Source organism: Acidovorax sp. GW101-3H11 (genome assembly GCF_001633105.1).
In the GTDB taxonomy this organism is placed as follows: Bacteria; Pseudomonadota; Gammaproteobacteria; order Burkholderiales; family Burkholderiaceae_C; genus Acidovorax.
In genome coordinates this window covers 146227-168390 of the sequence record NZ_LUKZ01000002.1, presented here as the reverse complement: position 1 = coordinate 168390, position 22164 = coordinate 146227, and the positions used below count along the sequence as shown (strand labels likewise).

Here is a 22164-nt window from a genome sequence, read left to right as displayed (position 1 = left end):
GGCGTGATGGGCCACATAGGCCAGCACCTCTCCTTGCCGCACGGTCTGGCCGGCGACCGGCAGACCGCGTGGTCCCGCTTCGATCCGTCCCCCATGGATCGCCTGGACACGACCACTCGCATTGGGGTCCACGACCACACGGCCTGACAGCTCGATGGTGGCGGCGGCCTGGGTTTCAGGGGTCAACTGTGTGCGGATACCCAGGCGCCGTTGGGCGAGCATCGGAACGTTGACACTGCCGTCTGGCAACCGCATCAAACCGGATGCGCTGACCGCCGTGGGGGCATCTAGATGCTCACCGTTCGGCCCATGGGCACCTGGCGCTGCGACGGCAACAGGTGGGAACATCGCCGCGATGCACGCGATGGCAGTCAGGCCGAGAACGTGAAGCATGCGGGTCGCCTTGGCTTTTTGGATCAATGAGTTCACAGCGCATCTCCTTTGGAAGATGTGCCTGCAGCCTTGGGCCTGCGACCAAAGAACCAACCGACCGCTGCCAAGACGGCCAGGGCCAGAGCCAGCCACACCGTGCGGGAGGGCCCATGGGCGTGACCGTCGTCGTGGGAGTGACCATGGTCATCGAGCACGGCACCGGCGACTGTGAGGGTGCCGTCAAGCAGGTCAGAGTCATTGCCCGCCAGTACGGTGACCACCATGGGGTGGTCACCGGGCGCCGCCAGGGCCTTGAGCATGTTGGCATCGTCGATGGCGTAGTCCCCCATGTCCGCATGGAACTTGGCAGGCGCCTTGAGATTGCCCGTCTCCACCTCGACCGTGGCGTTGAGCACGGGCTCGTTGGTGGCAAAGCGGTTGATCAGGATGGACAACTCTCCGCCCTGCAGCCGGCCCACCAGCTCGAAGGCTTCCGAGCGGGCCTCAAAACTGGGAACGGAGCCGCTGTTGGCCCCTGCTTGAGCGGGGGCGTCCAGGTGCTCACCATTGGGGCCGTGCGCGCCTGGCGCGGCATAGCTGGGTGTACCTGAAAGCACCAGCACGGCAAAGCCTGCCCCCAGCAATATGCTGCGGTAGCCGATGAGGAATAGATTCAAGAGATTCATGGAAGGATTCCGAGAGATTGCTGGAGGCGCGCGAGGGCCAGGCCCAGTGCCACTTGCTGGCGCGCGAAACTGGTGTCTGCCTGGGTAGCTGCGGCGAGCGCGCGCAACAACTCGGGCAACGGGGTTTCTCCAGCCTTGAAAGATCGGTCAATGAGGGAGGCGCGCTCCCTCAGCAGTGCCGAGCGCTGGCGCTCCGCCTCCAGTTGCTGCTCGGCCGTGTGCACCGCAGCCTGCGCCATCGCTGCATCAGCAGCCAGCCGCTCCTCGGTTCGCTGTTTCGTGGTCAGCGCTACGTCCAGCTCACTCAGTGCGGCAGCTTGCAGAGGTTGGTTGCGGCTCGCTGTGCCCAGGGGAATGCGCAGGCCGACGCCGATGCTGTTTTGAGCCGACTCACCCCGCCCGGGGGTGTCTTGTCGGATGCGCAGCAAGAGCTCTGGAGGGTCGCGCCGCGTGGCGGCCACCACGTCCAGCCGCTTGCGAGCGCGCTCAACCGTCAGTGCAGCGACACGCGCATCGGGGTGCGTTTCAACGGCGAAGTGCGCCCCGCCTGGTGAAACTGCGGCACCATCAGAAACCGGGACAGACGTGAGATCAGGCGCCAGGGCTATGCCCGTCAGGGTCATCCATTGCGACTGGCTGGCGTTCAGACGCTGGCGTGCAGCCATCTGTGCAGATTGCGCAGCCAGAGCCTCGGATTGAGCGGCAAGCCCATCCGCGTGGGCCAGATCACCCGCTTTGACACGGCGCCGTACGTCGTCGGAGATCTCCTGCAGAGATCGCACTTGGGCATCCGCCAAGTCGGACTCGGCCTTTTGCGCGGCAATGCCCCAGGCGGCTTCCCGCACCAGGCCCGCGAAATGCAGGCGTCCCGCTTGAACGGCAGCCTGCGACAGCTCTACGTCGGCATCCACAGCAGCGCCGCGTGCATTGCGCTGCCCAGGCAACCACAGCGGCCACGCCAGGCCGGCCTCGGCTTCCCTGCGTCCTGCCGACGTTTGCCAGCGGTCGTCCCGGTAGGAAAACTCCACTGCGGGGGGGGCCGCCCACAGGCTGGAGATCGCCACCCGTTCGGCAGTAGCCCGCTGTGTCTGACCTTCGGCTTCTCTCGCCTGTGTGGCGCGCTGCCATGCAGCCTCGACAGCTTGTGCCAGTGTTGGAGCCACGGGCGATGCCGTGGCTGAAAGCGATGGGGCGGTATTGGACTGCGCAACCGCAGCGCCAACGAGGACGCAGCTCAAAGCACAGCCTGCGGCACAACGCACCGCAAGCCCGGAAATAACAAAACGCACGTGATTCCTGACCGATCAAAGGCGGCAAACCAGGATCGTTGACGCATCAGCGCCTGATCAAAGTAGTACCGCACCGATGAACAACCCCGCTTTCGTGTGGAAAGCGCGGCGCTAAGGGTGGATCAGGAAATCAGTCGGGGAGGTCGTCGTAAACCGTCCAGATGAGGGGACGGGCTGACGGATTCGGCGGTCACGGCCGGTGCGGGTGAGCGGTCGAGAGGAAGCGACAGTTGCGGGAAGTGGAGAAGTGCTGCAGTCCCAGGGCCTGCGTCCGCCAGCATGTGCTGGATGGACTCCTGGGAATCGTCTTGGTGCGCCACACCGTGTTCATCATGGTGGTGGGCGGAGCCTTCCAGATGCATTTCAGCATGCGCAGCCTGGAAAGCTCCCTCGTGGTCGAAAACGACCAACTGACGGGCCGTTGCAAAGGCCTGACAGAAGAAGGAGAGCAACAGAATGACTGCGAGCAGTCGGCGCATGTAGTAAAGAGCTTGCAGGTAAAACTAGCACGCGATCATAGCGACACCGAGTGGATGGGAACCGAAACCCACATGGAACGCGGGCCTTGCTCCCGGACTTTGAGCACTAACATCAACACCTGTGATGAGGATCAATTCAGGAATGATCGGGAGGGACACGGTATGGATACAGATACGAGCGAGGACGCTGGAGGTCCTGCGATTCTGAGTGGTAACGAAGTCATGGAGGCTCAATTCAGTGTTCAAGACGCGACTGAAAAAGGTGAGCCGGCTAAGAGGCTGTACCTCAAGACGTTCGAGCTTATCGACCGAGATATTCTTCTTTGGCAAGAGCGCCCTGAGTCTGAATGGCCCTTGTTGGCAACGATCTTTCCAAACAGCATCGTCATGTATCCAATACATGCGAACCCGCACACAAAACGCTATCTCACACCGAAACATGCTCGTTTCAAGACCGTGATTTACGAGGATAACGCGGATGACACGTTGCCAAACGATCCACAAGACGTGGCGGCGCACGTGGCGTTGAGACTGGCATCCAACATTTTTGATCAACCCAGTGAAGGGCTTGGCCTCATCAAGGATCTTGATTCGGTTTGGCAGTCGTTATCGTTGATACCGNGGCGGGCGTGATGGGCCACATAGGCCAGCACCTCTCCTTGCCGCACGGTCTGGCCGGCGACCGGCAGACCGCGTGGTCCCGCTTCGATCCGTCCCCCATGGATCGCCTGGACACGACCACTCGCATTGGGGTCCACGACCACACGGCCTGACAACTCGATGGTGGCGGCGGCCTGGGTTTCCGGGGTCAACTGCGTGCGGATTCCAAGGCGCCGTTGAGCGAGCATCGGAACGTTGACACTACCGTCTGGCAACCGCATCAACCCGGACGCGTTGACCGCCGTGGGGGCATCCAGATGCTCACCGTTCGGTCCATGGGCCCCCGGCGCGGCAACGGCAGACGGTGGAAGCATCGCCACGATGCACATGATGGCAGTCAGGCCGAGAACGTGAAGCATGCGGGTCGCCTTGTTTTTTGGGATTGATGAGTTCACAGCGCACCTCCTTTGGAGGACTTACCTGCAGCCTTCGGCGTGCGGCCAAAGAACCAACCGACCGCTGCCAGGACGACCAGGGCCAGAGCTAACCAGGCCGTTCGGGAGAGCCCATGGGCACCGTTGCCATCGTGGGAGTGGCCATGGTCATCAAGCGCGGCGCCCGCGACCGTGAGGGTGCCGTCCAGAAGGTCGGAGTCATTGCCCGCCAGTACGGTGACCACCATGGGATGGTCACCGGGCGCCGCCAGGGCCTTGAGCATGTTGGCATCGTCGATCGCGTAGTCCCCCATGTCCGCGTGGAACTTGGCAGGCGCCTTGAGATTGCCCGTCTCCACTTCGACCGTGGCGTTGAGCACAGGTTCGTTGGTGGCAAAGCGGTTGATCAGGATGGACAACTCTCCGCCTTGCAGTCGGCCCACCAACTCGAAGGCTTCCGAGCGCGCTTCAAAACTAGGCACGGGGCCGCTGTTGACACCTGCTTGAGCGGGGGCATCCAGGTGCTCACCATTGGGGCCGTGCGCTCCTGGCGCGGCATAGCTAGGTGTACCGGCAAGCACCAGCACGGCCAAGCCTGCACCCAGCAATGAGAGACGGTAACGAGAGGTGAATAGATTCAAGAGATTCATGGAAGGATTCCGAGAGATTGCTGGAGGCGGGCGCGGGCCAGGCCCAGAGCCACTTGCTGGCGCGCGAAGCTGGTGTCGGCCTGGGTAGCTGCAGCGAGCGCGCGCAACAACTCCGGCAGCGGCGTTTCTCCAGCTTTGAAAGACCGATCAATGAGCGTGGCACGCTCCCGCAGGAGTGCCGAGCGCTGGCGCTCCGCTTCCAGTTGCTGCTCTGCCGTGTGCACCGCAGCCCAAGCCATCGCTGCGTCAGCAGCCAGCCGCTCCTCAGTTCGCTGTTTCGTGGTCAGCGCTACATCCAGCTCACTCAGTGCGGCAGCTTGCAGCGGTTGGTTGCGGCTCGCTGTGCCCAGGGGAATGCGCACGCCGACGCCGATGCTGTTTTGCGCCGACTCACCCCGCCCGGGGGTGTCTTGCCGGATACGCAGCAAAAGCTCTGGAGGGTCGCGCCGCGTGGCGGCCACCACGTCCAGCCGCTTGCGAGCGCGTTCCACCGTCAATGCTGCGACACGCGCATCCGGGTGCGTTTCAACGGCGAAGTGCGCCCCACCCGGTGAGACTGCGGTCCCCTCAGAAACCGGGACAGACGTGAGATCAGGCGCCAGGGCTATGCCCGTCAGGGTCATCCATTGCGACTGGCTGGCGCTCAGACGCTGGCGTGCGGCCAACTGTGCAGATTGCGCAGCCAGCGCCTCTGATTGAGCAGCCAGCGCATCCGCGTGGGCCAGATCACCCGCTTTGACGCGGCGGCGTACGTCGTTGGATATCTCCTGCAGAGATCGCACCTGGGCATCCGCCAGGTCGGACTCGGCCTTTTGCGCGGCAATGCCCCAGGCGGCTTCCCGCATCAATCCCGCGAAATGCAGGCGCCCCGCTTGAACGGCAGCCTGTGACAGCTCTACGTCGGCATCCACAGCAGCGCCGCGTGCATTGCGCTGCCCCGGCAACCACAGCGGCCACGCCAGGCCGGCCTCGGCCTCTCTGCGTCCCGCCGAAGTTTGCCAGCGGTCATCCCTGTAGGAAAACTCCAGTGCTGGGGGGGCCGCCCAAAGGCTGGAGATTGCTACCCGTTCAGCAGCAGCCCGCTGTGTCTGACCTTCTGCTTCTCTCGCCTGCGTGGTGCGCTGCCATGCAGACTCGACAGCTTGTGCCAGTGTGGGAGCCACGGGCGATGCCGTGGCTGAAAGTGATGGGGCGGTATTGGACTGCGCAACCGCAGCGCCACCGAGGACGCAGCTCAAAGCACAGCCTGCGGCACAACGCACCGCAAGCCTGGAAATAACAAAACGCACGTGATTCCTGACCGATCAAAGGCGGCTAACCAGGATCGTTGACGCATCAGCGCCTGATCAAAGCAGTACCGCACCGATGAACAACCCCGCTTTCGTGTGGAAAGCGCGGCGCTAAGGGTGGATCAGGAAATCAGTCGGGGAGGTCGTCGTAAACCGTCCAGATGAGGGGACGGGCTGACGGATTCGGCGGTCACGGCCGGTGGGGGCGAGCGGTCGAGAAGAAGCGACAGCTGGGGGAAGTGGAAAAGTGCTGCGGTCCCTGGGCCTGCCTCCGCCAGCATGTGCTGGATGGACTCCTGGGAATCGTCTTGGTACGCCACACCGTGTTCATCATGGTGGTGGGCGGAGCCTTCCAGATGCATTTCAGCATGCGCAGCCTGGAAAGCTCCCTCGTGGTCGAAAACGACCAACTGACGGGCCGTTGCAAAGGCCTGACAGAAGAAGGAGAGCAGCAGGATGACTGCGAGCAGCCGGCGCATGTATTAAAGAGCTTGCAGGTAAAACTAGCACGCGATCATAGCGACACCGAGTGGATGTGAACTGAAACCCACATGAAACGCGGGCCTTGCTCCCGGACTTTGACCACTAACATCAGCACCTGTGATGAGGACCAATTCAAGAATGATCAGGAGGGACACGGTATGGATACAGATACGAGCGAGGACGCTGGAGGTCCTGCAATTCTGAGTGGTAACGAAGTCATGGAGGCTCAATTCAAGGTTCACGACGCGACTGAAAAAGGTGAGCCGGCTAAGAAGCTGTACCTCAAGACGTTCGAGCTGATTGACCGAGACATTCTTCTTTGGCAAGAGCGCCCTGAATCTGAATGGCCCTTGTTGGCAACGATCCTTCCAAACAGCATCGTCATGTATCCAATACATGCGAACCCGCACACAAAACGCTATCTCACACCGAAACACGGCCGTTTCAAGACCGTGATTTACGAAGATGACGCGGATGACACGTTGCCAAACGATCCACAAGACGTGGCGGCGCACGTGGCGTTGAGACTGGCATCCAACATTTTTGATCAACCCAGTGAAGGGCTTGGCCTCATCAAGGATCTTGATTCGGTTTGGCAGTCGTTATCGTTGATNACGCGGATGACACGTTGCCAAACGATCCACAAGACGTGGCGGCGCACGTGGCGTTGAGACTGGCATCCAACATTTTTGATCAACCCAGTGAAGGGCTTGGCCTCATCAAGGATCTTGATTCGGTTTGGCAGTCGTTATCGTTGATACCGCAGGCTGACGTCCTTGTGATCGGCAAAAAGATCCGACTACGCTTGGACGGACGGACGGTGTTCATCGACCAGAACAAAGTGGATAGCCTGCGCAGGGCCTTCAACCGGACTAAAACTAGGGGACGGCAACTCATTCAGCATTCCAAGCACAGCTTGGTACATGACCAGGTGCTCGCAGAGATCGCCCCTGACAGGTTCCAGCGGATTGAGCGCAAAGCACCGCCATTGGTGCAGGTACGAAGAGAGAACGCAGTTCAGACCGCGTATCGCGAGCGCGCGGAGCGGCGCGCTAGCATTCAATCCGTACAAAMGCAGGTCGATGTGCTGGCTGCCGAGGCGCCTWMTGAGTTACTGAGACTGCACGCGGAAATCGAAAGAGCTACGCTGACCGCCATGATTGGGCAGTACCGGGAAATGCTCAACAAGAGCCTCAAGGAAGCACAGTGGCAACGCTTCTTTGAGAAACACAAGTTYGTCCTGAGCCTGGCTTTCGCTCGGCCCGTCGAGCTGTCTCACACCCAGTTTCACGCCCAAGGATCTACGCTTGCGGGAACGGGAGCACAGATTGGTGACTTTCTATTCAGAGAGCAAGGCCTGGCGCTCGCCATTGTGGAAATCAAAACTCCAGATGCTCCCTTGATGCGTTCCCGAGCCTATAGGCCACCGAATGTATTTGGACCAGACTCGGAGCTGAGCGGCGCTATCACGCAAGTGTTGCATCAGCAAAGCGAGTTGCGCATGCGATGGAAGGAACACGCCTTTGACAATCCGACCTTGCGTTCCTCCCGAGCAGATGTCGTCAGATGCATAGTGCTCGCTGGACGCCGGCCAGTAGAAGAGAATGAACTGCGTTGCTTTGAGGTGTTCCGCAACGCCTGTAAGGATGTGGAGGTGATCACCTTTGACGAACTGCTGGTCAAGCTTGAATACCTGCAGCAGCATCTGCAGCCAACTCTGGACGACGTACCGTTTTAGGGCTTCGCGTTCAGTGCTCGATCCTGGCGAGTGATCGCGGTACAAAGCCGCCCGAATACACCATGCCCTCAATGCGCAGCCGACTGGTCACACCTGAACGGGAACTCTGACAGGCAAATGCTGACGGACCCAATTGGATTGAACCAGAGCACGCACCCCGTCGGCATGAACTTGGCGGTTGGCGTCGAGTGAACGTAGGCTTACGACAAGGGCGACATTCAAGGGTTCGGCCAAAGGTGGCTCGTTAGCCCGCAGTAACGCGTCTAGTTGGATGGCCCACTGATCACCTGCCACCCCTTGCGGGAATTTCTTGCGGTGCAGTTTGACCGGAGACCATTTGCCGCCGTGCTCGATTTGAGCGGCTTCGTAACCAGTGGTCCCCGCTTCACCCTCCATGGGAACCTTTCCGGAAATCCGCGAGCCATCCAGCACACCAAAACTCACGTTGACATTGGCACGTACGTACTCGGCCCCGGCATTGGGGTCCAACGGTGGCGAGTAGGCAGCAGTGATGATCACCTCGGCCCTGAGCTTTCCGTTGTGCATCAACGAGGCGGGGATGGGATAAGGAGTTTTGCGCCATTTGAAGCCAGGCACCACCAACGCTTCAAACATCATCGTGAAGCAGTCATCGCTGTCATAAAGGGCGGACAACGCGTCTTGCGGAATACCGCACCCATAGTAGCGCCTTTCTAGAGCGCCATAGTCTGGAGAAGCCAAGCGCGCAGCATGGATCAGCAGTGCCTTCACCATGTGAGGAGCGACTGCTACGTCGGGATTTCCATCGAGGCTTTGCCACACGTGACCGGCCACCGAACTCACAATCGGCGTGGCGAAGCTTGTTCCGAAACTGCCGTACAGCGCGTCAAAAGGGTGGAGCATTTGCAAGCTGCTCGGTCCARCGTCCCACTGTTCATGCACACCACCTCCAGCGTGGACTAAATCCGGTTTGGGTGTAAATACAGGCCCCGGGCCCCGACGGGAGTAAGGCGCAGGATGGCCTGCTGCCACCATCGCACCGGGCGAATCGAGATGCGCAACGGCACCGACCGTGAGGGCGCGCACGGAGTCGCCCGGACTGCTCAGCCGGTCCTCAAGATGCAGGTCGGCGACTGGCCAGCCTCGGCGAGGCAAGCCTGTATAGTTCCCAGCTGCGACCACGAAGAGGACCTGATGTTCATCGCTCAGCGCATCCAATTGTTGCGCAAAGTAGCTGAACTCATGGTCCCCAATCTGAGCACCTCCCAGGGAGAGGTTCCATACCTTCACATGAGGCGCATTGCGAACCGCTTCCGCAAGGCGAACTATCAGATCCGTCGTGTTGCCTCCAGCCGCCTCCAATCCGCATGTGTCGTGCACTTGGCACCTTGTGGTTGGAAGCCATGCATGGTCCCCGTTGAGGATCTTGGCGCCAGCTACCAGTGACGCGACAGCCGTTCCATGTACATAGTCTGTGTCCGGAGGGAGCACGTACGAAGTCGTGGAAGCGATCCACGGCCTCAGACTCGTCGCGCTGGCGGCAGTCCCGGTATCGAAGACGCCCACGACAGGATGCTCGACACCGGCTGGCGGCTGCGGCAGCGGACCAGGACCAATGCCGAAGGCAGCCGCACTGGTATGTATTCTCGGTTCGGGAAAGATGGATCTCAGACCCGGAAACATGCTCAGCGCTTCCATCGCCTGATCACCGATTGCAGCCAGGTCAACGCGCATGACAGGAGGGCCCCAACGCTGAGGGATCTCCACTGAATGTATGTTGTGTTGCAGCAGAACGGCGCGCAACGCATCCACGTTGCGTGCCGTAGCGTCCGCTGCATGGTAGCGAAATAGGCTCAGCAACACTCGACCACGAGCGCGCAATTCTGCAACCGTGCCCACCATGCGGCGCGTTTTGTCCCAAGCGTGAATTTTCTCAATCGCGGAGAGGTTGGCCTTGATCTGCTGCGTCTCGCGGGTACGGATAACCCGGGCGAGTGCCTGGACGCTAGCTRCGTTTGCAGCAACCAGCATCTCCTCGATACGTCCGACACCGGCAGGTTGGAGACCAGCTTCTGCTGCCAGAGTATTTGGTCGGTGGGATTTTGCGATCGCGGTGTCTCGCAACTTGAGAATCAGCACCCCTGGCGAGTGCGGATAGCGCTCAATCTCCGGGCGTAGCGCACTGGCAGCATTTTCCAATGTGCCCACGAGCGCTTCGCGGTACTCTGCTGTTACGGGGACCAGTTCCCGGAGGCTGCCACCGCCGTTTTCTGGTGCGGAAAGATCCGCATTTTGAAAGGGAATCCGATGAAACGGATTGGTACTTTGCGCGCTAAGTGGCGCTTTCATCTCCTTGGTCGCCATGGCCATCCTCCTCCTCGATTGCATTTCTTATCTGTCGCTGCGACACCCCGTAAGCAGCGGCCAGTACCCTCTGAGAAAAGAACCTGGGATGCCAACGGCGCAGCCATTGGATCTCCGATTTCAAACTATGCAGGCGCTGACCTTCCATCATCGCCATCATCAATCCAAGCCGGCGAAACACCTCTGTCTCCTCGACCTGCGGTTTAGCGGCAAGAATAGCCGCCCGCTTGGCATCCAAACATACTTGCTCAATGGCGGCGCCTGAAAGTCCTGACGAGCGCTGAGCCAGTTGGTCAACGCTCAACTGGGAAGGTACATAAGCTCCGAGGAACTGAGCCCATAGCTGCTCTCGCAATTCCTGATCCGGCATCGGCATGGCGAGCCGGAACGTAAAGCGTCTCCAGATGGCGTAGTCGAGGAGCTGATCGTGATTGGTCGCAGCCAAGAGAATGGTCTCGTCAGGTAGCGCATCAATGTTTTGCAACAGGGCAATCACCACGCGCTGAAGCTCACCCACATCACGCTCGTTGCCGCGTGCGGTCGCTAGCGCGTCGAACTCATCAAGGAAAAGGACGCAAGGAACCTCCTGCGCGTAGTCGAATACSCGTCGAAGGTTGCGGCTGGTCTGCCCCAGTAAACTGCTGATCAAGGTATCGCAACGTACCGTCAGAAGGGGCAGATGCAGTTGGGCAGCGATCCACCTGGCTGTCTGGGTTTTGCCAGTACCAGGAGGGCCATGCATCACCAAACGATGGGGCTGCGAAACCCCGGCCGCCTGCAGCTTGTCATGGTGCAAAACCGACGAAAGRAATTCCTGCAGTCTTGCTTGAAGTCCACTTGGCAGCAGCAACTGGACTTCGCCGACGGAAGGACGACTGACATCTACCGTGTTCAAGCGACTGTCGCCATCCACAGGAAGTCCGCCCAACGACCCAGGGGCTTGTGCGCCGCGCTGCGCTGAAATGAGCGCAGCGGGCACACGCGCTAAACGCTCACGGATGGCGGACGCTTCGCGACGGCTGCCACTGCGTTCGAGCTTGTCTGCCAGAAGGCCCGCATAGTTCGCAGCCATGCTTTGGTTGGACTTCAGGGCGCCATCCAGGATCTTGAGGACTTCAGAAAGGTGTTCCACGGGTCAACATCGTTAATGATTCAGTTTAGTGGAAAATTGAATCACCATGGGCGCCATCTGCTACGCACAGAGACATTTTCATTCGCCATATGAAAAAAATGATCCGCATTCATGTAAGCGAGTGAATCTCACGGGTGCATCCACCCGAGCTTGTGCYCTTTAGAGGTCTGGTCGTGCCGTTTATCGTCTTCCGTGTGGATGTAGATGCTTGTAGTGGCAATGTTGGCATGGCCCAGGTTGTCGCGCACAGCCTTCAAATCCATGTTGTCACTCTGATGGGTGCCTGCTGTATGCCGCATCCAGTGCGCAGAGGCTTTCTCCACATGAGCCGCAGTCGCCTCGTGATCGGGTCCGAGGGCGCGCAAGCGCGTCGCGGTCTCGCGAAACACGTTCTTGATGAGTTCGTGGACGGCACTACGTCCCATAGGTTTAGCCCCTCCAATCAGCGGCAAGAGTAGAGGCAGCGGGTCCCCCTCGCGCGGAAGTGGCGGTAACCCGTTCGCGCTGCGGTATCTCATCAGTTCCAAGACCAACTCATCCGTGGCAGGAATGCTCCGATCTTTTTCTCCCTTGCCGCGCACTGCAAGCCACCAACGCTCTTTGCCATCGGCGCCCCTTCGCCAGTAAAAGTCCCCCATGGTGTGATCGCAAACCTCTGAAATCCGAAGTCCTGCGATGTACAGCAATGAGAACAGCCAGCGGTAGCGAGCCGCCTGCGATGCTAAGCGCGGTGTTGCCGTAGGAAGCATCTGAATCGTTGTACGCACTTGGGCCCAMTGTTCGTGCGGCAGGAAGCGGCTCGTCTTAGTCGCCCCAACGACTGTCTTGCGACGCCTAAGGGCAAGGGGATTTCCCGCCAAGTACCCCGCCTGAACCAGCCAGTTGAACAGGCCGTTAAGAATCGAGAGTGCTTGGCGCTGGCTCTGCCGGTCCAGCGGCTTGGCGAAAGGACGCCAGTTGGGCGAGGACCTGGGTGCCTTCTGGGCGACTTGCATGACCCAGCGGTCGGCCGGCTGTGGGTCTCCAAGGAAGCTCTCGTATGCGAGGAAGTCCTCATGGGTCAGATCGGACAGGGCCTTACCGTGCTGGTGCACGCACCAGAGCAACAGCCTTTCCGCCTCCTTGCGGTAGCTGGCCAGCGTGGCCGGGGAATCCCTGTAGCGCGCGAGCCAGGCCAAAACCGCAGTACGGTCGTCATTGGCTGCGACTTGGGGTAGACCCTGCCCCCGATTGCGCCCCCGCTCGCCTGACAGGTGAAGGGGTAGCACCAAGCCCTCCAAAGGCTCAAGATGCGCCAAAACGGCCGGTGNGCGCGCGAGCCAGGCCAAAACCGCAGTACGGTCGTCATTGGCTGCGACTTGGGGTAGACCCTGCCCCCGATTGCGCCCCCGCTCGCCTGACAGGTGAAGGGGTAGCACCAAGCCCTCCAAAGGCTCAAGATGCGCCAAAACGGCCGGTGGGACGATCAAACTGCTCATGAGCCAAATTCTATGGACATTAGAGTAATTATGTCCAGAGATTGAAAATTATCTCATTGATATATACGTTATACGTTGTATTATTTGCGAATGAGCGAAGAATCAGAAATCCAAGCCGAAGTTGAGGCCCTGCGGGAGCGTTTCAGCGACACGAAAGCGTTGTACCGCGAGGTTTGCGCGTTGCTGTTCTTCCGATACGGCATCACGCCCACAGCCAGCAAGCTCTATCAGCATGTGCGCAAGGGCTCCATGAGCGCCCCGGCCGAAGCGCTGGCCAAGTTCTGGGAGGATCTGCGCGGCAAGGCTCGGGTGGAGATCGATCACCCCGATCTACCGGAGGCGCTTAAAGTGGCCGCAGGCCAGGCGGTCAGCGTGCTGTGGACCCAGGCAACGGAGTTGGCGCGCGAGGAGCTTGCAGTCCTGCGCGTCGAGGCACACGCAGAGGCCCAGAGTGCACAGGCAGACCTGCAGGAAGCTCTGCAGCGAAGCGCCGTCCTGGAGACCCAGATACAGACCGCACAGACCAAAGTCACCGAACTGGAGACCCGAGCTCAGACCTTTGCTGCAGAGCTTGAGCAAGAACGGCGTGCGCACGCTGCGAGTACAGCGAGAGGTGAGGCGCTGTCCAGGCATGTGGATGAGCTGAAGCTGGAGCAATCGAAGAGCAGGCAGCATTTCAGCGCCGAGTTGGAAAAAGGACGTGCAGCTATTGATGAAGCCACCCAGCGATCTACCGAAGCGGAGCACCGGGCGCTTCGGGAAATTGACCGAGAGCGAACCGCGCGTGCCCAGACGGAAAAGCAATTGGAGCAATTGCGAGGCAAGCTAGCAGAGACCGAACGCGACTGTCACGCCAAACTACTCGAAGCCAATGCTGCACAGAGCAGGTTGGCGGCAGAAACAGACGGTGCTCGCGCCTCCTTGGCCGAAATCACCAGGGCGCACCAGGCGCAATCGGCCGAGCTACAGCAAGCTCTTCAGGCAGTTGCACAGCACAAGGCCGAAGCTGGCACCTTGCGTGAACTGGTGGAGCAGTTCAGACCGACGCAGAAATCTTCTCGTAAAAAGCGTGGTGGTGAAGCGCCAGAGGTCAAGTGAGCAAGCTTCTGGCGAGTCAAGGGTGACACGTCAATACAAGAAGGAATAAATGACGATTCTTTAATAACCAAAAGGCTTATGAGTCAAAACTGGCCGTATCCTGGCTTGCCCTCCTCTGAACCGGGGCGGGCGCAGCTCCTGGATGTCTTCAATGCTCAGCCCAAAGCACTCTTCGACTTCCCGCTTAGATAGCGATTTGGGCAGGGTATCGGCGCCAACGAAACGTAGGTAGTAGCTAGACAAGCTGGTCCTCCCGTGGCTGGCGTGGTCGCAAGCCTGCTGCAGTCTACGTATTCGCTACTGATAATTCCAGACAATAAAAAAGCGCGGGTTAACCCGTAGCTCTTAACCGGGTTTTCTGCACGGAAAGTGAGATCACCCCCAGCAGCGCGTCGATGTCCTTGGCGTTGTAGGCATCCAGCTGCGCCTGCACCACGGCCAGGGGTGGCAACACCGGGGCCAAGGCTACACGCCCCAGACCACATCCACCTCCTCGGCGGCACTGCGGCGCAGCATTTCAATCAGGGGCGCCACGCGCTGGCGCAGGCGCACCGCCTCGGCACGCTCCTGCTCCGTCAGCTCTTCGCCCGCCTCGTTCACCGGTGGCCGGGCTTCTTCAGCAGCCACGGCGGCCTCCAGCGCGGCAATGGCGCCCGGGATCTGCGCGGCCGTCACGATGCCGCTGGCACCCGGGGTCTTGCCCATGATGGTCACGATCTGCCGCCCCTGGGGCTCCAGCATGATCAGATCGGCGGCGGCGCGGGACTTGAATTTGTAAAGCATGGGATTGAAAAGCCTTCTCGGGTCAGGTCAACACAGCAGAGCGCGCGAAGGCGCGCCCCATGGGCAGATTGTGCGCCGGGCGGGCCGGGGATGGCGCCCAAAGCCCCGCACGGGAACCCCCCATTGACAGCATTTTGTTTAGATCTAAACTATTTTGACATGAACATCCTCTGCATTGGCGGCGGGCCCGCCGGTCTCTATTTCGCCCTGCTGATGAAGCAGCAGAACCCCGCGCACCGCGTCACCGTGGTGGAGCGCAACCGGCCGTTCGACACCTTTGGCTGGGGCGTGGTGCTGTCGGACCAGACGCTGGCCAACCTGCAGGCGGCCGACGCCCCCACGGCGGCGCTGATCGGCGATGCGTTCAACCACTGGGACGACATCGAGGTGTTCTTCAAGGGGCGCAGCGTGCGCTCCACCGGCCACGGCTTTTGTGGCATCGGCCGCAAGCGGCTGCTCAACATCCTGCAGGACCGGTGCCTGGCCGTGGGCGTGGAGCTGGTGTTCGAGACCGACGTGGCCGACGACCAGGCGCTCGCCGCGCAGTACCACGCCGACCTGGTGATCGCCAGCGACGGCCTCAACAGCCGCATCCGCACCCGCTACGCCAGCGTTTACCAGCCCGACATCGATCTGCGCCAGTGCCGCTTCGTGTGGCTGGGCACCAAGAAGAAGTTCGACGCCTTCACCTTCGCGTTCGAACAGACCGAACACGGCTGGTTCCAGGCCCACGCCTACCAGTTTGACGCCGATACCTCCACCTTCATCGTCGAAACGCCCGAAGCCGTGTGGAAGGCCCACGGCCTGGACCAGATGGAGCAGCCCGAGGCCATCGCCTTCTGCGAAAAGCTGTTTGCGAAATACCTGGACGGCAACGCGCTTATCAGCAACGCCACGCACCTGCGCGGCTCGGCCAACTGGATCCGCTTTCCACGCGTGATCTGCAACACCTGGGTGCACCGCGAAGCCATCGACAGCAAGCAGGTGCCCATCGTGCTGATGGGCGACGCAGCGCACACCGCACATTTCTCGATTGGGAGCGGCACCAAGCTGGCGCTGGAAGACGCGATCGACTTGGCGAACGAATTTGCGACGGGCTTGCCGATTGACGAGGTGCTGCAGCACTACGAGGCGCGCCGAAGCGTGGAGGTGCTCAAGATCCAGAACGCCGCGCGCAACAGCACCGAGTGGTTTGAAAACGTGGCGCGCTACGCCGGCATGCCCGTGGAGCAGTTCACCTACTCGCTGCTCACGCGCAGCCAGCGCATCAGCCACGAAAACCTGCGGCTGCGCGATGCCGCATGGCTGGAGGGCTATGAGGCCTGGCTCGCGGGTGGCAAGGCCGCGATTCCGCCCATGCTCACGCCCTTCACGCTCAAAGGCCTTACGCTCAAGAACCGCATCGTCGTCTCGCCCATGGCCACCTACAGCGCGGTCGAGGGCGCGCCACAGGACTTCCACCTGGTGCACCTGGGCGCGCGCGCACTCGGCGGCGCGGCGCTGGTGATGGTGGAGATGACCAGCCCCACGCCCGAGGGCCGCATCACCCCCGCCTGCCCCGGCCTGTGGAACGACGCACAGCAAGCAGCCTTTGCGCGCATCGTGAACTTTGTGCACGGCAGCAGCACGGCCAAGATCGGCCTGCAGCTGGGCCACAGCGGCCCCAAGGGCTCGACCCGCGTCGGCTGGGAAGGCACGGATGAGCCGCTGGACTCGGGCAACTGGCCCCTGCTGGCCGCGAGCCCCCTCGCCTACGGCGCGCAGAACCAGACGCCTGCCGCCATGACCCGCGCCGACATGGACCGCGTGACCGCCGCCTTCGTGGACAGCGCCCGCCGCGCCGTGGCCTGCGGCTTTGACTGGCTGGAGCTGCACTGCGCACACGGCTACCTGCTCGCCAGCTTCCTGAGCCCCGCCACCAACCAGCGCACGGACGAATACGGTGGCAGCCTGGACAAGCGCTGCCGCTACCCGCTGGAGGTGTTGACGGCGCTGCGCGCCGTGTGGCCCGCCGACAAGCCGCTCTCCGTGCGCATCTCGGCGCACGACTGGCTCCCCGACGGCAACACCGCCGACGACGCCATTGCCATCGCGCGCCTCTTCAAGGCCGCTGGCGCGGACCTGATCGACGTGTCCTCAGGCCAGACCACGCGCAACTCACGCCCGGTGTACGGCCGCATGTACCAGACCCCGTTCGCCGACCGCATCCGCAACGAGGTAGGCATTGCCACCATGGCCGTGGGCGCGATCACCGAGGCCGACCATGCCAACAGCATCGTCGCGGCCGGCCGTGCCGACCTGTGCGCCATCGCCCGCCCCCACCTGGCCGACCCGGCCTGGACGCTGCACGCCGCCGCGCAGCTGAGCCCCGTGGCTGCAGCGCACACCGACTGGCCTGCGCAATACACCAGCGGCCGTGACCAGATGCTGCGCGAGATCACCAAGCAAAAGCAGATGGCCGCGCTGGCCGCACCGGCGCAGGCATCCAGCAAACCCGCAGCCATCGAGTAAACCGCCATGGACCTTGAAGCCCGATTGCACGGCGCAGCCCCCAGCGAGCACCCCGAGGCCCTGCGCCTGTGGCTGCGCCTGCTCACCTGCACGCAGCTCATCGAAAAGCAGGTGCGCAGCCACCTGCGCGCGCAGTTCGATACCACGCTGCCGCGCTTCGATTTGATGGCGCAGCTCGAACGCGCGCCAGACGGCATGAAGATGAAAGAACTCTCGCGCCGCATGATGGTGACGAGCGGCAACATCACCGGCATCACCGACCAGCTCGTTGCCGAAGGGCTGGTTGAGCGCATGGACGTGGAGGGCGACCGCCGTGCGTACCTGGTGCGCCTGACGCCGCAGGGCCGCGAGCAGTTCAACACCATGGCGCGCCAGCACGAGCAATGGATCGTCGAGGCCTTCGCCACGCTGGGCGAGCGCGACATCGCCACCTTGTACCGCCTGCTGGGCAAGGTGAAAGAGCACACACAAAACAATTCTTTGGAGACAGCCGAATGAAACACTTCATCGGGGCGAGCAACCCCATGCGCGAGCAGTTCAACCCAGAGGCCCGCTACGTGGCCGAGCATTTCGCCTGGAGCTTTGATGCTGGCGTGGGCACCGTCACGCTCAACCGGCCGGACCGCAAGAACCCGCTGACTTTCCAGAGCTATGCCGAGCTGCGCGACTTTTTCTACGCGCTGCGCTTTGCCACCGACGTGAAGGCCATCGTCGTTACCGGTGCGGGCGGCAACTTCTGCTCGGGCGGCGACGTGCACGAGATCATCGGCCCGCTCACCACCATGACCATGCCCGAACTGCTGGAGTTCACGCGCATGACCGGTGATCTGGTCAAGGCTATGCGCGCCTGCCCGCAGCCCGTGCTGGGCGCCATCGACGGCATCTGCGCCGGTGCGGGCGCAATGATGGCGCTGGCCTGCGACATGCGCTACGGCACTGAGGCGACCAAGACCGCGTTCCTGTTCACCCGCGTGGGCCTGGCCGGGGCCGACATGGGTGCCTGCGCTCTGCTGCCCCGCATGATCGGCCAGGGCCGCGCCAGCGAACTGCTGTTCACCGGTCGCGCGATGACCGCACACGAAGGCCTGGCCTGGGGCTTTTTCAACGACCTGTACGAGAGCACCGACCTGCTGGCCAACGTGCAGGCCACGGCGCGCACGCTGGCCGACGGCCCCACCTTCGCCCATGGCATGACCAAGACCATGCTCAGCCAGGAGTGGAGCATGACCATCGAGCAGGCCATCGAAGCCGAGGCACAGGCGCAGGCCATCTGCATGCAGACGGAAGACTTCCGGCGCGCATACGAGGCGTTTGCGGCCAAGCAAAAGCCTGTGTTCCAGGGGGACTAGGAAAGGCACGCAACCCCACGAACCGTTCACTGAGCCTTGTCGAAGCGCCGCGCAAGGCTTCGACAAGCTCAGCCCGAACGGGTGTGAAATTCAAACAGGCCCTTTCATCCACCATGCACGTCGCAACGCCCCCAGCTCCCCGCCCGCCATCGACGGCGCACCTGGCCCTGCCCTTTTTTGACGACGCCCACCGCGCGCTGGCCGAGGGCCTGGTGCCCTGGGCGGCCGCGCAAGAGGTCGATGAAACCGATGACCGCGCCGCTTGCCGCGACTGGGTGAAACGCCTGGGCGCGGGCGGCTGGCTGCGCTACTGCGTGCCGGCAGCACACGGTGGCGCGCTGCCCGCACTGGACTCGCGCGCGCTGGTGCTGCTGCGCGAGACACTGGCCTACCACTCGCCGCTGGCCGACTTTGCGTTTGCCATGCAGGGGCTGGGCAGCGGCGCGATCACGCTGGCGGGCAGCCCCGCGCAGCAGGCGCATTACCTGCAGGGCGTGGCACGCGGCGAGCTGATCGCTGCGTTTGCACTTTCCGAGCCCGAGGCAGGTTCGGATGTTGGCGCTATGAAAACAATAGCTGAAAACGCTTATCTATCGCGCGGGAACGGCCCAAAAGATTCATATTCTCTGACCGGAACCAAGACCTGGATCAGCAACGGGGGCATTGCGGACTTCTACTGCGTGTTCGCCAAGACCGACCCGGCCGGTGGCACGCGGGGCATCAGCGCCTTCATCGTCGATGCGAACACGCCGGGCCTGGATGCCTCGCGCCACATCCATGTGATGGCGCCGCACCCGCTGGCCACGCTGCAGTTCGACCAATGCACCGTGCCTGCAACGGCGCTGCTGGGCGAAGAGAACGGCGGCTTCAAGCTGGCCATGCGCACGCTCGACATCTTCCGCGCATCGGTGGCCGCTGCGGCCCTGGGCATGGCGCGCCGCGCGCTGGCCGAGGCCGTGCACCACGCGCGCCAGCGCCGCATGTTCGGCCAGACGCTCGCGGACTTCCAGCTCACGCAGGCCAAGATCGGTGAAATGGCCGCGCTGGTGGACAGCGCCGCGCTGCTCACCTACCGCGCGGCCTGGCTGCGCGACACCGGCCAGGCGCGTGTCACTGCCGAAGCGGCGATGGCCAAGATGACCGCCACCGAAAACGCCCAGCGCGTGATCGACATGGCGCTGCAACTGCACGGCGGGCGCGGCGTGGAGGTGGGCAGCAAGGTCGAGTCGCTGTACCGCGACATCCGCTCGCTGCGCATCTACGAAGGCGCCACCGAGGTGCAGCAACTCATCATCGGCAAGGCCGTTTTGCAGGAGTAATCGCATGAAAGCCCCGTCCGCACAGCCCGACCACTTTGTGCACGACCGCCTGCCGCCGCCCGAGGCCTGGCCCACGCTGCGCTACGACCTGCCCGAGCTGCAGATCGCAGACCAGGCCAACCTGGTACAGGCCCTTTTCGATCAGGCCGAACGTGCGGGCCATAGCGACCGCCCCTTGCTGCGCGGCCCGCACCGCACCTATACCTACCGCGACGCCCGCACCGAGGCCGCGCGCATTGCCGAGGTGCTGACGCAGGACCACGGCCTCGTGCCCGGCAACCGCGTGCTGCTGCGCGGCGGCAACACGGTGGAGATGGCGCTGGCCTGGCTGGGCACCGTCTACGCGGGGCTGGTGGCGGTGGCCACCATGCCGCTGCTGCGCGCGGTGGAGCTGGGCAGCATCATCGACCGCGCCCAGCCCACGCTGGCACTGTGCGACGGCCGCCTGCTGGCGGAGTTGCAGGCGGCACAGACACAGCACCCGGTGCTGACCACCATCGTGCCGTTCCACACCGCGCCCGATGCGGCCGACCTGCTGCAGCGCGCACAGGGCAAGCCCGGCACCACGCCCCCCTGCCCCACGTCGGCGGACGACATCGCGCTGATGGCGTTCACTTCGGGCACCACGGGCGCGCCCAAGGCAGCCGTGCACACGCACCGCGACGTGCTCGCAGGCTGCGAGGCCTGGCCGCGCCATGTACTCAAGGCCACGCCCGATGACATCGTGGCGGGCTCGCCACCGCTGGCGTTCACCTTTGGCCTGGGCGGCTTGCTCGTGTTCCCGATGTGGGCCGGGGCCAGCGTGTACTTTCCGGACCAGCCCTACACGCCGGAAACCATGGTGCGGCTGATGCGCGAAGCGGGCGTGACCATCTGCTACACCGCCCCCACCTTCTACCGCCAGATGGCACCGTTCGCCAGGCAGATCGGCCTGCCCCAACTGCGCACCAGCGTGAGCGCGGGCGAAGGCCTTCCGGACGCCACACGCCAGCTGTGGAGGGAGGCGACCGGCCTGGACATGACGGACGGCATCGGCGCCACCGAGATGTTCCACATCTTCATCTCCTCCGCGGGGGGTGAAAGCCGCGCCGGTGCGGTGGGCAAGGTGGTGCCGGGCTACACCGCCAAGGTGGTGGACGATGACGGCCATGAGGTGCCGCGCGGCACCGTGGGCAAACTCGCGGTGATCGGCCCCACGGGCTGCAAGTACCTGGACGACCCGCGCCAGGCCAAGTATGTGAAGGATGGCTGGAACTACCCGGGCGACGCGTTCACGCAAGACGCCGACGGCTACTTCTTCTACCAGGCGCGCGACGACGACATGATCATCACCGCTGGCTACAACGTGGGCGGCCCCGAGGTGGAAGACGCACTGCTGCGCCACCCGGCTGTGGCCGAGTGCGGCGTGATCGGCGTGCCCGACGAGGAGCGTGGCATGGTGGTCAAGGCCATCTGCGTCTTGAAGCCCGGCCACACGGGCGATGCGGCCATGGTCAAGACGCTGCAGGACCATGTGAAAGCCACCATCGCCCCGTTCAAATACCCGCGCGTGGTGGAGTTTGTGGCGGCGCTGCCGCGCACCGAAACCGGCAAGCTGCAACGCTTCAAGCTGCGCCAGGGTGCTGGCGCCTCGCCATCGCACTCCCCCACAAAAACAACGACATGACGATGAAAAACACCCTTTTGCAGCCCGAAGGCTGGGTCACCCCCAAGGGCTACGCCAACGGCGTGGCCGCACGCGGCACCATGGTCTTTACCGGCGGCCAGATCGGCTGGAATGCGCAGCAGCAGTTTGAGAGCGACGACTTCATCGCGCAGACCAAGCAGACGCTGCTGAACGTGCGCGCGGTGCTCGAAGCCGGTGGCGCAGGCCCCGAACACTTGGTGCGGCTGACCTGGTACGTGACCGACCGCAACGAGTACAACAGCCGCCTGAAGGAGCTGGGCGCGGTCTATCGCGAGGTGCTGGGCAAGAACTTCCCGGCGATGGCGTGCGTGCAGGTGGCCGGGCTCATGGAAGAGCGCGCGAAGATCGAGATTGAAGCCACAGCAATGATTCCCCCCTGAGCCGCTTCGCGTCATCCCCCAAGGGGGGACGCCACCCGTGGCCTGGCAAAGCCAGTTCCACGGT

17 protein-coding genes and 2 pseudogenes are annotated in these 22164 nt (G+C 62.6%); 8 read left to right on the top strand and 11 right to left on the bottom strand.

Features of this window, described 5'->3' with window-relative positions; genetic code table 11:
- The 6 genes and pseudogenes from A1D30_RS25965 to A1D30_RS24565 all read right to left on the bottom strand — a co-directional run.
- A pseudogene (locus tag A1D30_RS25965) lies at positions 1-393 on the bottom strand (efflux RND transporter periplasmic adaptor subunit); the annotation flags it as partial.
- 32 nt (positions 394-425) lie between these two features.
- A complete protein-coding gene (locus A1D30_RS02950; protein WP_063459316.1) occupies positions 426-1058 on the bottom strand; it encodes a hypothetical protein in 633 nt (210 codons plus the stop codon).
- Positions 1055-2221, bottom strand: coding sequence for a TolC family protein (locus A1D30_RS02945; RefSeq protein WP_242421763.1), 1167 nt, complete (start codon positions 2219-2221; stop codon positions 1055-1057). The genes A1D30_RS02950 and A1D30_RS02945 overlap by 4 nt, the downstream gene beginning before the upstream one ends.
- A 1227-nt stretch (positions 2222-3448) precedes the next feature.
- A pseudogene (locus tag A1D30_RS26320) lies at positions 3449-3845 on the bottom strand (efflux RND transporter periplasmic adaptor subunit); the annotation flags it as partial.
- Positions 3846-3877: 32 nt separating this feature from the next.
- Positions 3878-4510: a hypothetical protein gene (locus tag A1D30_RS02935; RefSeq protein ID WP_063459313.1), complete on the bottom strand. Its 633-nt coding sequence runs from the start codon at positions 4508-4510 to the stop codon at positions 3878-3880.
- A complete protein-coding gene (locus A1D30_RS24565; RefSeq protein WP_242421762.1) occupies positions 4507-5673 on the bottom strand; it encodes a TolC family protein in 1167 nt (388 codons plus the stop codon). Before A1D30_RS24565 ends, A1D30_RS02935 begins: the two co-directional genes overlap by 4 nt.
- Before the next feature lie 449 nt (positions 5674-6122).
- Here A1D30_RS24565 and A1D30_RS25775 point away from each other — a divergent pair, with 449 nt between their 5' ends.
- Positions 6123-6338 carry a hypothetical protein gene (locus A1D30_RS25775; protein WP_157891315.1) on the top strand — a complete coding sequence of 72 codons (216 nt, stop codon included), beginning with the start codon at positions 6123-6125 and terminating at the stop codon, positions 6336-6338.
- Positions 6339-8107: 1769 nt separating this feature from the next.
- On the opposite strand, the gene iteS is transcribed toward A1D30_RS25775, so the two are convergent.
- The 3 genes from iteS to A1D30_RS26720 form a co-directional block, all read right to left on the bottom strand.
- Positions 8108-10363, bottom strand: a complete 2256-nt coding sequence (gene iteS / locus A1D30_RS02910) for a S8 family anti-phage peptidase IteS (protein ID WP_082836302.1) — start codon at positions 10361-10363, stop codon at positions 8108-8110.
- Positions 10332-11495: an anti-phage ATPase IteA gene (gene iteA, locus A1D30_RS02905; protein WP_054257478.1), complete on the bottom strand. Its 1164-nt coding sequence runs from the start codon at positions 11493-11495 to the stop codon at positions 10332-10334. Before iteA ends, iteS begins: the two co-directional genes overlap by 32 nt.
- A gap of 128 nt (positions 11496-11623) precedes the next feature.
- Positions 11624-12244 (bottom strand): site-specific integrase, encoded by a 621-nt coding sequence (locus tag A1D30_RS26720; protein ID WP_347336230.1) that lies wholly within the window; start codon positions 12242-12244, stop codon positions 11624-11626.
- An 819-nt stretch (positions 12245-13063) separates the two neighbouring features.
- Between A1D30_RS26720 and A1D30_RS02895 the strand changes: the two genes are divergently transcribed.
- The gene (locus A1D30_RS02895) at positions 13064-14071 is read left to right on the top strand and encodes a DNA-binding protein (RefSeq protein ID WP_063459308.1); all 1008 of its coding nucleotides are present in this window, start codon (positions 13064-13066) and stop codon (positions 14069-14071) included.
- 331 nt (positions 14072-14402) lie between these two features.
- Here A1D30_RS02895 and A1D30_RS26620 read toward each other — a convergent pair whose 3' ends face one another.
- The gene (locus tag A1D30_RS26620; protein WP_277922011.1) at positions 14403-14525 is read right to left on the bottom strand and encodes a hypothetical protein; all 123 of its coding nucleotides are present in this window, start codon (positions 14523-14525) and stop codon (positions 14403-14405) included.
- Between the two features lie 11 nt (positions 14526-14536).
- Complete coding sequence (locus A1D30_RS02890; RefSeq protein ID WP_063459307.1) at positions 14537-14854, bottom strand: DUF1840 domain-containing protein; 318 nt, start codon at positions 14852-14854, stop codon at positions 14537-14539.
- A gap of 159 nt (positions 14855-15013) precedes the next feature.
- Here A1D30_RS02890 and A1D30_RS02885 point away from each other — a divergent pair, with 159 nt between their 5' ends.
- The 6 genes from A1D30_RS02885 (at position 15014) to A1D30_RS02860 (ending at position 22100) form a co-directional block, all read left to right on the top strand.
- Positions 15014-17365: a bifunctional salicylyl-CoA 5-hydroxylase/oxidoreductase gene (locus A1D30_RS02885; RefSeq protein WP_063459306.1), complete on the top strand. Its 2352-nt coding sequence runs from the start codon at positions 15014-15016 to the stop codon at positions 17363-17365.
- A gap of 6 nt (positions 17366-17371) precedes the next feature.
- Positions 17372-17863 (top strand): MarR family transcriptional regulator, encoded by a 492-nt coding sequence (locus tag A1D30_RS02880; RefSeq protein WP_056059723.1) that lies wholly within the window; start codon positions 17372-17374, stop codon positions 17861-17863.
- Positions 17860-18714 carry an enoyl-CoA hydratase family protein gene (locus tag A1D30_RS02875; RefSeq protein ID WP_063459305.1) on the top strand — a complete coding sequence of 285 codons (855 nt, stop codon included), beginning with the start codon at positions 17860-17862 and terminating at the stop codon, positions 18712-18714. The genes A1D30_RS02880 and A1D30_RS02875 overlap by 4 nt, the downstream gene beginning before the upstream one ends.
- Before the next feature lie 113 nt (positions 18715-18827).
- Complete coding sequence (locus tag A1D30_RS02870) at positions 18828-20033, top strand: acyl-CoA dehydrogenase family protein (RefSeq protein WP_063459304.1); 1206 nt, start codon at positions 18828-18830, stop codon at positions 20031-20033.
- A 4-nt stretch (positions 20034-20037) separates the two neighbouring features.
- On the top strand, positions 20038-21699 hold the full coding sequence (locus tag A1D30_RS02865) for an AMP-binding protein (RefSeq protein WP_063459303.1): 1662 nt from the start codon (positions 20038-20040) through the stop codon (positions 21697-21699).
- Between the two features lie 2 nt (positions 21700-21701).
- Entirely contained in the window at positions 21702-22100 is a 399-nt protein-coding gene (locus tag A1D30_RS02860) for a RidA family protein (RefSeq protein WP_063459302.1), read from the top strand.
- Positions 22101-22164 lie beyond the last annotated feature (64 nt).